This is a genomic window from Alteromonas sp. ABH4_452 (genome assembly GCF_056311825.1).
The window spans coordinates 3,693,463-3,706,708 of the sequence record NZ_CM149973.1 but is presented as its reverse complement, the minus strand read 5'-3'; the positions used below and the strand labels follow the sequence as shown (position 1 = coordinate 3,706,708).

Annotated in this window: 12 protein-coding genes and 1 other RNA gene; 11 read left to right on the top strand and 2 right to left on the bottom strand. The window is 43.5% G+C overall.

Annotation, left to right across the window (positions count from 1 at the left end):
• Window positions 1-52: 52 nt before the first annotated feature.
• Both ACYX4N_RS15920 and maiA read left to right on the top strand, forming a co-directional pair.
• Window positions 53-1,063, top strand: a complete 1,011-nt coding sequence (locus ACYX4N_RS15920; RefSeq protein ID WP_476054709.1) for a fumarylacetoacetate hydrolase family protein — start codon at window positions 53-55, stop codon at window positions 1,061-1,063.
• A gap of 174 nt (window positions 1,064-1,237) precedes the next feature.
• Window positions 1,238-1,891, top strand: a complete 654-nt coding sequence (maiA, locus tag ACYX4N_RS15915) for a maleylacetoacetate isomerase (RefSeq protein WP_476054707.1) — start codon at window positions 1,238-1,240, stop codon at window positions 1,889-1,891.
• Between the two features lie 44 nt (window positions 1,892-1,935).
• On the opposite strand, the gene ACYX4N_RS15910 is transcribed toward maiA, so the two are convergent.
• Window positions 1,936-2,403, bottom strand: a complete 468-nt coding sequence (locus ACYX4N_RS15910) for an Lrp/AsnC family transcriptional regulator (protein ID WP_014948689.1) — start codon at window positions 2,401-2,403, stop codon at window positions 1,936-1,938.
• Window positions 2,404-2,722: 319 nt separating this feature from the next.
• On the opposite strand from ACYX4N_RS15910, the gene ACYX4N_RS15905 reads away from it, so the two are divergent.
• Both ACYX4N_RS15905 and ffs read left to right on the top strand, forming a co-directional pair.
• A complete protein-coding gene (locus tag ACYX4N_RS15905) occupies window positions 2,723-3,781 on the top strand; it encodes a Glu/Leu/Phe/Val dehydrogenase dimerization domain-containing protein (RefSeq protein ID WP_476054706.1) in 1,059 nt (352 codons plus the stop codon).
• 86 nt (window positions 3,782-3,867) lie between these two features.
• Window positions 3,868-3,964, top strand: an RNA gene (ffs, locus tag ACYX4N_RS15900) — signal recognition particle sRNA small type.
• A gap of 15 nt (window positions 3,965-3,979) precedes the next feature.
• Here the strand turns inward: ffs and ACYX4N_RS15895 are convergent.
• Window positions 3,980-4,285: a late competence development ComFB family protein gene (locus ACYX4N_RS15895; protein ID WP_179982700.1), complete on the bottom strand. Its 306-nt coding sequence runs from the start codon at window positions 4,283-4,285 to the stop codon at window positions 3,980-3,982.
• A 323-nt stretch (window positions 4,286-4,608) separates the two neighbouring features.
• Here ACYX4N_RS15895 and ACYX4N_RS15890 point away from each other — a divergent pair, with 323 nt between their 5' ends.
• The 7 genes from ACYX4N_RS15890 to ACYX4N_RS15860 all read left to right on the top strand — a co-directional run bounded on the left by ACYX4N_RS15890 (window position 4,609) and on the right by ACYX4N_RS15860 (window position 13,245).
• The gene (locus ACYX4N_RS15890) at window positions 4,609-5,700 is read left to right on the top strand and encodes a tryptophan 2,3-dioxygenase family protein (RefSeq protein WP_476054705.1); all 1,092 of its coding nucleotides are present in this window, start codon (window positions 4,609-4,611) and stop codon (window positions 5,698-5,700) included.
• 497 nt (window positions 5,701-6,197) lie between these two features.
• The gene (locus ACYX4N_RS15885) at window positions 6,198-8,840 is read left to right on the top strand and encodes a TonB-dependent receptor domain-containing protein (protein ID WP_476054704.1); all 2,643 of its coding nucleotides are present in this window, start codon (window positions 6,198-6,200) and stop codon (window positions 8,838-8,840) included.
• 105 nt (window positions 8,841-8,945) lie between these two features.
• Window positions 8,946-9,860: a class I SAM-dependent methyltransferase gene (locus tag ACYX4N_RS15880; protein ID WP_476054703.1), complete on the top strand. Its 915-nt coding sequence runs from the start codon at window positions 8,946-8,948 to the stop codon at window positions 9,858-9,860.
• Window positions 9,861-10,182: 322 nt separating this feature from the next.
• Window positions 10,183-10,944, top strand: a complete 762-nt coding sequence (locus tag ACYX4N_RS15875) for a DUF3450 domain-containing protein (RefSeq protein ID WP_118489934.1) — start codon at window positions 10,183-10,185, stop codon at window positions 10,942-10,944.
• A gap of 6 nt (window positions 10,945-10,950) precedes the next feature.
• The gene (locus ACYX4N_RS15870) at window positions 10,951-12,309 is read left to right on the top strand and encodes a MotA/TolQ/ExbB proton channel family protein (RefSeq protein ID WP_474808117.1); all 1,359 of its coding nucleotides are present in this window, start codon (window positions 10,951-10,953) and stop codon (window positions 12,307-12,309) included.
• A gap of 1 nt (window position 12,310) precedes the next feature.
• On the top strand, window positions 12,311-12,835 hold the full coding sequence (locus ACYX4N_RS15865; protein ID WP_012517736.1) for a MotA/TolQ/ExbB proton channel family protein: 525 nt from the start codon (window positions 12,311-12,313) through the stop codon (window positions 12,833-12,835).
• 11 nt (window positions 12,836-12,846) lie between these two features.
• Window positions 12,847-13,245 (top strand): ExbD/TolR family protein, encoded by a 399-nt coding sequence (locus ACYX4N_RS15860; RefSeq protein WP_012517737.1) that lies wholly within the window; start codon window positions 12,847-12,849, stop codon window positions 13,243-13,245.
• Window position 13,246: the final 1 nt, after the last annotated feature.

Genomic DNA, 13,246 nt, shown 5'->3' with positions numbered 1-13,246 from the left:
CGAGAGCTTAGGCAAATGGGCCAAGCAAAAGAGATATGTCGAGGAACGAACAATGAAACTAGCGACCTATAAAAATGAAACCCGCGATGGCTGCCTGATGGTAGTGTCAAAAGATCTTTCTCGCGCTTGCAGTGCAAAGGACATTGCAAAAACAATGCAGCACGCACTGGATAATTGGAAAGAGATAGCGCCTCAGCTTCAAATGAAATACCAAGCACTTAATGACGACACCTGTGAAAGCGTTCCGTTCGACGCTTCTCGCTGCGAGTCTCCTTTACCACGTGCGTATCAATGGGCTGACGGTAGTGCTTACGTAAACCACGTTGAATTGGTAAGAAAGGCACGAAATGCAGAAATGCCCGAAAGTTTTTGGACCGATCCACTCATGTATCAAGGTGGTTCAGACGATTTTATTGGGCCTCTTGATGACATTATTCTGCCAAGTGACGACTGGGGCATTGATTTTGAGGGAGAAGTCGCCGTTGTTACCGATGACGTGCCGATGGCATGTTCATCCGAGCAAGCTTCAGAGCGCATCCGCCTTATTATGCTGGTTAACGATGTATCCCTTCGAGGCTTGATTCCTGGTGAACTAGCAAAAGGGTTCGGTTTCTTTCAATCTAAACCTGCTTCTAGCTTCTCGCCAGTTGCGGTAACTCCAGACGAGTTAGGTGATGCTTGGAAAGATAATAAAGTTCATCTGCCGCTACGTTCAACCTATAACGGAGAATTGTTCGGCAAGCCCGAAGCGGGACAAGATATGACCTTCGATTTTGGTCAGCTAGTTGCACATGCAGCGAAGAGCAGAAACTTGGGCGCGGGCGCAATTATTGGCTCTGGTACAGTGTCAAATAAGCAAGGTACAGATTATGGTTCGGCTATTTCTGAGGGTGGGGTAGGTTATTCATGTATTGCCGAAGTACGTATGATTGAAACGATACGGGATGGCAAACCTTCTACGCCTTTCATGCAGTTTGGTGACCGTATTCGAATTGAGATGCTAGATACAGAGGGTAAATCAGTATTCGGTGCTATCGAGCAGCAGGTAAAGCCGCTGAGCTAAAGAATAAGCATCGATAAGGGGCGAAAGGGGCAACGGCTTTTTGTTCACTGACAGGCTTTTATATGTAAAGCTGGTCGTTGTGTTTCGTCCAATCATTAATAGAAGGTAAAGTGTTGTTGCATAGCAACAATTAGCGTTTTCCTCGGCTGCATGTTTGACTGATGGAGTATTACCATGAGCATCAAGCTTTACGGTTATTGGCGTTCAACCGCCACGTATCGAACACGAATTGCACTTAATTTAAAAGGTGTTGAGTACGAGTATGTGCCAGTGCATCTTGTCAATAACGGCGGGGAGCAGCATAGCGGTGAGTATTCACGGCTGAACCCCGCACATCTTGTCCCCACTTTTGTTGATGAAGACGAAGATATCATTCTTAATCAATCGCTAGCTATCATTGAATATCTTGATGAGAGATACGAGAGTGAGCACAGGCTAGTGCCAGAGCACTTAACAGAGCGTGCTAGAGTAAGAGCGTTAGCGCAAGATATTGCCTGTGACATTCAACCCATAGGCAACCTTCGAGTGTTAAATGCACTTAAAGGTAATTTTGAGGCCTCTCAGGATGATGTGGCTAATTGGGCTGCGCATTGGATTGCGTTAGGGTTTGATGGAATTGAAAAGCGCCTGCAAACCCAAGCTGGTAGGTATTGTTTCGACTTCGACGTTACCCTTGCTGATATCTGTTTAGTACCGCAAGTGTATAACGCACAGCGCTTTAACGTGGATATGACCCGCTATCCGCTAATCAGTAAAATAGCGAACAACTGTAATGAGCTGAATGCATTTGAAAAGGCGAGACCTGAGAATCAAACCGACGCAGTTTGAATGGTATGGGGTCAGAGTCATGACTCTGACCCCATAACTTTTTGCTATTGGCGTTTTATTGGTAGCTCGGTGGTGTTTTTCACTTGCTTCAATGCGAAGGTTGAACTTAAGTGGTCCACAAGAGGAAGGTGGGTCAATTTCGTTTTAAGTAAAAATTCGTATTCTTCAATACTTTCCACTATCACTTTCAGCAAATAGTCTTTTTCACCGCTTGTGGTGTGGCACTCTACTATTTCATCAATGTTTTGAACCGCATTTTCAAAGTCGGTCAGCGAGTCACCGTCATGGTTTTTGAGCGTGACATAGATAAAAACTGATACACCTAAATTAAGCTTCTTACTGTTTAGCAGAGTAACTTTACCTAGGATGATTCCATCGGCTTCCATTCTCTTTACGCGACGCCAACATGGTGTATGCGACAAACCAACACGTTGACTTAAATCTGCCATTGATACCGTGGCGTCTTGCTGAAGGACGCGCAAAATTTCACGGTCAAACTTATCCAATTTCATTAACACTGTTTCCGTCGTCTTTATGATGTTTATTATATATCAAAAAAAATTCTAGGATAGCTATCCTAGAAAAATAGTATTCAATTCTATTGCGTTTCAGTTTGTAAAATTCATTAACAAACTTTGCAAGGCATGTCCTCAGAACTATCAGATACACTTTTCAAAATGTCGATGATCTTTGCAGTACCGCCGCTAGGCCAATAAGTGTATCGCAAATCGTTATCAGACTCTCACATCATTCCAAATGAGCGCCGTTTAGAATTCGTGACAGCTCAGACTTGGATAAGTTTTAACTCATCACAGTATTAATAGGGAAAATATGTCAGTTTTTGATCACCCAGAGTTCGATAAACACGAACACGTTGCGTTTTATCACGACGAAAAAGCGGGCCTGAGTGCCATTATTGCTGTACACAACACTAACCTCGGCCCAGCCCTTGGCGGCTGTAGGATGTGGCCCTATGTAAACAGTGGTGAGGCGTTGACCGACGTATTGAGACTATCTAAAGGGATGACATATAAAGCTGCAATGGCAAATTTAGAACTTGGCGGTGGCAAGTCGGTAATAATCGGTGACCCTCGAAAAGCAAAATCGCCGGAAATGATGAAAGCGATGGGTAAATTTGTCGAGTCACTGGGTGGAAAATACTTCACCGCTGAAGACTCGGGGATTTCAGTAACTGATCTACAAACCATGGCAACTGAGTCTGATTACATAGCGGGGGTCAAAGCTCAGTATCACTATGCGGGTGAAGTACCCGATGGAAACCCTGCACCATCCACGGCGTATGGCGTTTTTGTTGGTTTGAAGGCTACCGTAGAGTATGGCTTGAAGCGCAGCTTGGATGGGATCAGTGTGGCCATTCAAGGAATGGGGCACGTAGGCTATCGTCTTGCTAGGCATTTACATGAACATGGTGCCAAACTTTACGTGGCAGATATTTATCCTGAAGGCGTAGAGAAAGCGGTGGCCGAGTTTGGAGCAACTGCGGTAGCGCCAGAGGAAATTTTAAGTTTAGATGTGGATGTACTTGCTCCTTGTGCATTAGGGGCAGCAATAAACGACCAAACGCTACCGGCAATTAAAGCTAAAGTGATTGCAGGCGCAGCTAACAACCAGCTTGCCCGTGAAGACATCGGAGAGCTGCTTCAACAGCGCGGCATATTGTATGCGCCAGATTATGTGATCAATGCAGGCGGTGTTATTGATATCTTCCATCAGCGTATGGAATCGAGTTCGAACGAAGCATTACGCGCACATATTGAACAAATTGGCGAAACGCTGAAAGAAATTTATACCCGCGCTGAGCAAGAGGGGGCGGCAACTAACCGTGTCGCAAACGTAATTGCAGAAGAGAGATTTTCTATAAAGGGTTGAAAACTCTTGGCCAAATAGTCATAATGCGCCCCGCACTCAGGCAGGGGCGAATGACTTTGCTTTGAATGCGATTTTCTATGGTGGGCTTTTGGTCCTCCCGCAATGATACTCTGTGAACCCGGTCAGGCCTGGAAGGGAGCAGCCGCAGCAGACGACTCATGTGCCGGGATGTGGCTGGAGGCCCGCCACCCAAATCACTTATTCTACTTCTTCTATACCTTCTTCCGTATTTTCTTTCTTACTTTTATCTGCTTCGTCTAAATATTTCAGTGCTTTGCTAATCGCGTGCTCAACATTCATTTCCATTTGGTTGCGTTCACTTTGCGGCAGGTAAAATGCCATATCAACTTCGTATCGAATATAACGCGGCGGCACCTGATTGAGCGCAAGACAGCACAAATCTGCCAAATAATCGGGGCTTTTCGTCGTATCAAGACCAAGTTTGCTAATTCTTTCTAAGACCAAGTGCTCGTAATAATTGTGAATATCGTCGTCTAGTTTCACCTTCGTTCCCCTTATAGTTTTTGTAAGCATCGTGCTTTAGCGTTTTGAATAGTATGCAAGCAATACGTTACACAAGTAGCCTCAAGCTTAAAAGAGCCCCAGATCAAGAAAGCCTTTGAGCTTTTAAGAAACCCTTAGCTTAATTAAAACCTCTAGCTCAGATAAAGCCTTTACACTTGTAATGGATACATTCGTTTACGCCCACAGCGATACGACATTACCTTCAGCTATGTCGCCTTATAATGTATAGCTTGTATTCTGGGGATGTCGAGGTGACAGTGTTAGTATTACACGGTTCAAATCAGTAATAAGGCAATAATAAAATGAAGAAAAATATAGAGCCCTGCTACTACGGCGATTACTTGCATTTAGATAAGGTACTAGGCGCGCAAGAATTGCAAAGTGAGAAATACGGCGATGCGGCCCACGAAGAGATGTTGTTCATCATCGTACATCAGGTTTACGAACTTTGGTTTAAACAGGTCCTTCACGAACTCAATGCCGTTATTGATACGTTTAACCAAGAAACGGTGAAAGATCAGCAGTTAACGTTAGTTGTACACAGACTGCAGCGAATCATACAAATTCAAAAACTTATGAACGACCAAATTGCCATTATGGAAACCATGACACCGCAGCAATTTCTGTCGTTTCGAGATTATCTTGTGCCCGCATCGGGCTTTCAGAGTATCCAGTTCAAACGTTTAGAAATTTCTCTCGGCTTAAAACGTGACTTTAGGATCGATTTTGACAAGCAAAGCTTTTATAACCGGCTTACTGACAAGGACCGGGCACTGCTCGAAAGTTTAGAAAGCAAACCAAGCTTGTTTGAATTGGTCGATGATTGGCTTTCTCGCATGCCCCTTTTAAAAACTGAAGGGTTCGATTTTTGGCAATACTATAAAAATGCTGCCGACGAGATGTTGAAAGATGATCATAGCACTATTTCTACTAGTGATATGTTGTCGCAGACAGAAAAGCGTCAGGAGCTGAAAGACCTAAAAGCCACTAGAGAAAACTTCGATGCCTTGTTTGATGAAACTAGATTTGAAAAACTTCGAGGTGAAGATAAGTTTCGTTTAAGCCATAAGGCCATGCTCTCAGCTTTATTTATTAAGCAATACTCGGAAGAGCCGATATTCAATCTTCCTTTTCAACTTATCACAGCACTTACTGAAGTAGATGAACAATTAACGATATGGCGCTATCGGCATGCAATGATGGTCCAGCGCATGCTAGGTACTAAAATAGGGACGGGCGGCTCTTCTGGTCACCACTATTTAAAGAAAACCACCGAGTCCAATCGTATCTTTCTAGATTTCTTCAACATGGCAACATTTTTATTACCTAAAAGTGCGTTGCCTGAATTGCCTGAAGCGGTGCGTAAATACTTAGGGTTTTATTTACAGCAATGAGCAAACTTAATTTATTAACTTTATCTTATAATTTCTTCAGCATTTTTCTGTTCGTGTAGGGACCAAGTAAAAAGAAGTATCTGGGGTTGTCTAGCCTAATAAATTTGAATTTAAGTTTTTAAGTAAAAATAAAGTGTCCTTTCAATTGTCTTGTGGTTTTAAATTCCGGTACGAAATTTAACCTTCTAAAGGTTAAATAATAACCAGTTTGGGTGGGCGGTATGAAAAATAATCAGAAATAAATTGGGTGCATTTTTTACATTTTATCTAATTGTAATAAAAGGCTTTATTTCGTTTTTGTAGCTATTTTGTTACAACTTTCTTTATGGCCTCGAAAAAAAAATTGAACTTTTCAGAACCGTTTATCTGATCCTTATTGACCCTGAATTGAGCTTATGTTTATTATCTTTATGAGGTCCAAACCTTACTAATAATAAATCGTTATAAAGACGATGCTGAAATGCTAAAACGTATTTTCAAGTCCAGGGAGACAATACATGTTTACAAATTCTAAGCTGGCTAAATCAGTCAAGCTAGCGTGCGCGTTTGGTGCTGCGTCCGCTTTTTCATTCTCAGGTGCTGTTAATGCACAAGAAGAGCAAGAAGCTGTTGCTGTTGAAAAAATCGAAGTAACAGGTTCACGCATCAAGCGTAGTGACCTAGAAGGCGCTGCTCCTGTTGTATCTATTACAGCCGCTGATATTAAACTTGAAGGTGACTTTACTGTTGCTGACGCGCTTCGCTCAAGCTCACTGAACTCTTTCGGCTCGTTCTCAGAGCGTTCAGGTAGTTCTGCACAGTCTCAAGCAACTATCAACCTTCGCGGTGCTGGTTCTCGTCGTACGCTAGTACTTCTTAACGGTCGTCGCTTCCCAGGTTCACCTACACTAGGTGGTGCTTCTGCAAACCTTAACGCTATCCCAATGGCTGCGGTTGAGCGTATCGATATCATGACTGAAGGTGCTTCTTCAATCTATGGTTCTGACGCAATGGCTGGTGTTGTAAACATCATTCTTAAAGACAACTTCGAAGGCCTGACTTTCAATATCGGCGCAGGTATGCGTGAGCAGGACGAAGGTACAACTTCTGCTGAGTTCTCAGTAGTTGGTGGTATTTCTAACGACAAAGGTAACGTAACATTCTCGTTCGATCACCAGCGTCGTGAAGGTATTTCTGATGCAGACCGTGACTACACCAAAGCAAAAATTGGTGATTTCGACGGCGACGGCGATATCCAAGCATACACTGCTGATACTGTAGGTTGGTCTTACTTCGGTGCTACTGTATTGTCTCCAGACTTCGCAGAAGCTCAAGCTTCACCTCTTTGTGATAGCCTAATCTCTGAGTACGGTGAAGATACATTCCGCCGTGTAGACGCTGATGAAGATTGGGGCGAAGGTTCTGAGTACTGTATGTATGCGTACGCTAACGTATCTTACAACACTGCATCAATTGACCGTAATACACTATATGTAAGTGCTGATTACGAAGTAATGGAAGATGTTGAGTGGTTTGGTCAAGCAATGGTTGTTCAAAACTCATCATTTGGTCGTTACGCTCCACCTGCTGCTGCATGGACTGACATGGATGCTGACAACCCTCACAACCCTTACGGTGTTGACGGTGCATACGGTCTATTCCGCTGGGTTGGTATCGGTACTCGTGACGGTAACGTAGACGACTACAACCAAGACTACACAACTGGTCTTCGCGGCATGCTAGACTGGAACAATGCTGAGTGGGAAGTTTACTACCACTTTAACATGGCTGATAACAAATCAGTTGGTCAGTACTACCTTTCTTACTCAGGCCTTGCATATAACGAACAAAACGGTATCGACCTAGGTTCAGACGAAGGTGTTGCAAACATGAAAGCAACAACCCTTCAAGAGTCTAGCTCACGCTTCCACCAATACTACGCGGGTATCGGTTTCGACATGTTCGAACTTCCTGGTGGTATGGTTGCTCACTACTTCGGTGCTGAGTTCTTTGAACAAACTTATGCTGACATCTATGACGGTCAGTCTGAAGCTGGTCTAATCGGTGGTTCTGCAGGTAACTCATCTCAAGGTGACCGTGACGTAACAGCAATCTTCTTCGAATCTGTTCTTCCAGTATCTGATACTGTAGAAGTAAACATTAAAGCGCGTTACGATGACTACTCTGACTTCGGTAGCAAGCTGTCACCAGCAGTGTCTGCTCGTTGGGAAGTTGCTGATGGCCTAGTACTTCGTGGTTCATACTCTGAGTCTTTCCGTGCACCAGGTCTTGACCTTCTAAACGCTGCTCGTACGTTCTCTGCAGAAGATGCGATTGACTATAACAACGGTTCAACTGTTGAGCGTCAGTACGACACTTATTACACAGCTAACGCTGACCTAGATGCTGAAACGTCTGATTACCTAAACTTTGGTGTTGCATATGACGTGAACGATAACGTTAGTGTTAAACTTGACTACTTCAATCTATCGATTGACAACGTAATTCAAGCGAAATCGCTTCAGAATCTACTTTCTGACGAAGCAGCAGGTCTAATCACTGCGGTTTCTGTAGATACAGACACCTCAGACGAGACTTTCTACCTTAAGCGTGCAGCATCTGGTGTTCTAGTTGAAGCTGGTACTTCATACTTCAACGGTGCAGGTTTTGAAATTGAAGGTATCGATTTCACCCTTAATGCGAACCTAGAAACTGAATTTGGTAACTTCCGCTTCCAGAATGTTAACTCTTTTGTACTTTCTTACGATCAGGAAGTTGGTGGCATAGTTCAGGATATTGCTGGTTGGTCTGGTAGCCCAGACTTTAAGTCAGTTGCAACTGCAGTTTGGAGCTTTGAAGAGCATACGCTTGCTTGGAACATGACTTACACAGACAGCACGTCTGAATTCCAGACAGCGCCTGTAGATGCGGACGGCGAAACTATCGTAGGTCCATACGACATCAACGGTAAGCTTGATAGCTGGTTAATCCATAACGTAACTTACACGTTCGATATGGCTGACTACGGTTCAATCACGCTAGCTGTTAACAACGTAACTGATGAAGATCCAGTATTCTCATCAAGCGGTACATGGGATAACCAAGACCTGTACAACAACTTTGGTCGTGACTACCGTCTTAACTACCAAGTTAGCTTCTAAGCATAGAATCTAGTTTAAAAAAGGCCGAGCAATCGGCCTTTTTTTTATTTTGGTGGAAGAAAATTAGCTTTATCCTGTCTTTAATATGATTAAAGAGTACTTCTCATGAGTAGTTATTGGAGTGAATACTGGCAGCAAGGTCACGTTAACTCGTTTGCCGATTCGACAAGTCAAAATTATGAAGGCGAGCTTGCTGAACAATGGCTGAGGTTTTTTGATGAGACAAACGTTCAAGGTGGTAGAGTCGTAGACCTTGCAACAGGCAATGGCGCGCTTATCGATCTTGCCGTAAATATGGGTAATTTCCGCGAACCCGAATATATCGGTGTTGATTACGCAACCTTAAAAATAGGCGATAGTCTTAAACACCCTAATATCACCTTCCTGCAAGAACAGAATATTGAGTCACTCCCATTTTCAGATAATGAAGTGACAGCTGTCGTTTCCCAATTTGGTATCGAATACAGCAATTTGGATCTTACATTAAATGAGGTAAGTCGGGTATTACGGCCGGGTGGGAAATTAAGAGTAGTGGTTCACCGAAAAGAAAGTGCTATTGTTGAGCCAAATTTTCAAATTCTTAAAGTTATACAAACACTTCAAGAAAAGGGTAGCCCTTTAGAGGCACTAAAGCGATTAGTGGCTGCGTTAAACGAATCTTCTAAGCCAAGTCAGAATAAAGAAGCTATTCGGTTGGAGTTAAATGAAAAAGTGGGAAAACTCGTCAGTGAATATAAACAAGCATTGTACGATACAAATTTCCCGAAGCTTTTGAAGACGGTTTTAAATCCGAAAGTTTCAATTGCACAAAAAAAGAAGATTTTTGTCGAGTACGATAAAGAGTTAGCATCTCATGGTGTAAGACTATCGGATTTAATCGACGCTGCGAGCGATTCCGAAGAAATTACGTTACTCAAAAGTAAATTAATGTGTAACGATTTTGTTGATATAAGTGTTTCAGACATATCCGATAAAAGAGGTTTAATAGGCACAGTTATTAGTGCTATAAAAAGGCAGTAACTTGTTGTATTTTTAACCGCTAGCTGTGCATGTTAATGTGCATTATGTCCTTCAGGTTAATTTATTAACAAACAGATTGCATAAAAGGTGATTAATTGGACGCTGAGTGAACAATTAATCTCCACTTCTCGGCTGCAAGTACTTTGCTAGCTTGACTCTACCGAGCAATCCATGTGAATATAACACGTTCGTAGTACTGACTATTAATGTCAGAGCTACATTCCTGAAACAAAATTGTGAAAGTTTTATACGCCCCTTGCCCGAATATTTTCCTTATCGGCGAGGATTCAAATAAGAAATTTGGTTGGGAACTATGTCCAAAATGAGCAAGAGAACTCTTATTGCTTCTACTGTTATGGGTGCTTTCGCACTAACAGGTAGTGCAGTCTCTGCAGATACGCTTGAAGATCTTCATAAAGAAGAAGCGAAAATCCACGCGGCTGCAGCGAAATCTCAAGAAAAAATCAACACGTTGTTTGAACAGTCTCAAGAACTACTTGTTGAGTATCGTCAAACAGTAGATGAGACAGAAAACCTTAAAATCTACAACGATTACATCGCTAGCCTTGTTGCAGACCAGCAGCGTGGAATCGACTCTCTACAGCGTCAAATCGACAGCATCGAACAAACTAAGCAGGGCATCGTTCCTCTTATGTTCCGTATGATTGACAGCTTAGAGCAGTTCATCAAGCTAGACCGTCCAATTCGTTTGGAAGAGCGTCTGCAGCGCGTTGAGCGTCTTCGTGACCTAATGGCTAACTCTAACGTTACTGTTTCTGAGCAGTTCCGTCAGGTACTAGAAGCTTACCTAGTAGAAGTTGAGTACGGCACTAAGATCAATTCTTACCAAGGTACTATCGATGATGCGGGTACTGAAGTAACTGTTGACTTCTTTAACCTAGGTCGTACAGCTTTACTAGCTCTTTCTCTTGACCAAACGCACGCATGGGTTTGGAACAATGAAAGCCGCACTTGGGAGAAGCTAGGTGATGAGTACCTTTCTTCAACTATTGACGCAGTAAAAATGGCTAACGGCACCATTCCTGCGGCTCTTGTTAAACTACCAATTAGCGCAGCGGAGTAATTGTTAATGAAACCAGTATTCAAATCTCTTTTAGCCGCTGCGACAGTTGCAGTTGCGGCAACCGGAGCGCAAGCTCAGGAAGCAAAGAGCCTGAAAGATCTTTTAGACCAGGTTCAACAGAACCGTGTTTCTGAAGCTCGTCTAGACAAAAAGCGTGAAGCTGAGTTCCAATCAGCACGTGCTGATAAGCAAGCGCTTCTACGCAAAGCTCAAGCAAACCTTAAAGCTGAGCAAGACCGTGGCGATCGTCTACAGAAGCAATTCTCAGACAACGAAGTAGCACTAAACGAAAAAGCCGCTGAGCTTGACCAAGCTACTGGTACACTTGGCGAAATGTTTGGTGTGGTACGTCAAGCATCTTCTGAAGCTTACGGTCGTATCTCTACATCAATCGTTAGTGCACAGTTCCCTGGCCGCAGCCAGTTCCTAGCGGAAATGTCAGAAGACTCTAAAGGTCTTCCTAACATTAAAGAACTAGAAGACCTATGGTTCGCACTTCAAAAAGAAATGACTGAAGGTGGTGAAGTTGTTAAGTTTACTACTGAAGTAGTTAACCTAGACGGCGGTTCTTCACAGCAAGAAGTTGTTCGTATCGGTACTTTCAACCTTGTTGGTGAAGATGGTTACTTAGCATACGACGCCGAGTCTGAAGTTGTTCAGCCTCTAGGTCGTCAACCAGACGGTCACTTCGTAGCGTCTGCTGAAGATCTAATCGACGCGACTTCAGGTTTCACACCTTTCTACGCTGACCCTTCTCAAGGCGGTATCCTTGGTCTATTGAAGCAAAAAGCGACAATGTCTGAGCGTTATCACGCGGGTGGTCCAGTAGGTTACACAATTACGCTAATGCTAGCTGTTGGTCTACTAATTGGTCTTTATAAGATGATCACGCTTACCATCACTGGTGGTAAAATGCGTTCACAGCTTAAAAACGTGAACAGCCCATCTGAAGGTAACCCTCTAGGTCGTATTCTTAAAGTTTACCAAGAGAACAAAACTGCTGATGCAGAAAACCTTGAACTTAAACTTGATGAAGCGATTCTTCGCGAGCTTCCTAAAATTGAAAGCGGCATCAACGTAATCAAGATTTTCGCAGCGATTGCTCCTCTACTAGGTCTACTAGGTACAGTACTAGGTATGATCGAGACGTTCCAAACTATCACACTATTCGGTACTGGTGACCCACGTATGATGGCAGGAAGTATCTCAATGGCTCTTGTAACTACTGCTCAAGGTATTATCGCGGCTCTGCCTCTAATCCTTACTCACAGCATCGTAGCTTCTCGTAGCAAGTCAATCATCCACATTCTTGATGAGCAAACTGCGGGTATCGTAGCTGCTCACTCAGAGTCGGAGAAAGCGTAATATGAATTACCTGATTGGATTATTCGAATCGGTCAGGGACTTTATCGCTACCGGCGGTGACGTACTTTACTTCGTTGCTGCCGCGCTCTTTCTCATGTGGGTTTTAATGATTGAGCGTTACTGGTATTTAACCTCGGTCTTCCCAAAGGTGAAGAAAAACATCATCGCGAATTGGGATGCCCGAGCAGATACCACATCATGGTATGCGCATAGAATCCGTGACGCGTGGATTTCTCAAGCGTCAGACGATCTAAACGCTAGAATGCTGATTATCAGAACCATTATTGCAATGTGTCCACTAATCGGTCTACTTGGAACAGTAACCGGTATGATCAGTGTTTTCGAGACAATGGCAACACAGGGCACCAGCAACGCACGTCTAATGGCGGCTGGTATCTCTATGGCGACTATCCCGACAATGGCGGGAATGGTAGCCGCGCTATCTGGACTGTTCATCAGTTCGCGTCTTGAAGCGAAAGTGAAGCTGGCAAGAGAAGGGCTAGTTGATAGCCTGCCACATCATTAGAGAGAGAGATTATGGCTCGAAAAGTCAGAACCGAGGAAGAAGATGCACAGATCGACATGACGCCCATGTTGGATATCGTGTTTATCATGCTGATCTTCTTTATCGTTACCACTGTTTTCGTTAAAGAAGCAGGGATCGAAGTCAACAAGCCAGATGCGAGCCAGGCGATTCTTCACAAAAATGCAAACATTTTCATCGCCGTAACTGAAGACGGAAATGTATGGCTAGATAAGCGTGAAGTAGCGCCGGACAGCGTAAGAGCGAATATTGAAAGACTGCTTACCGAGCAGCCAACTGACTACGTAATCATTCAAGCTGACGTTAAAGCAAAGCATGGTTTAGTAGTTGAGATTATGGATCAGGTTAAAGCCGCTGGCGTTAACCGAGTCTCGGTAGCGGCAAGGGGATAAG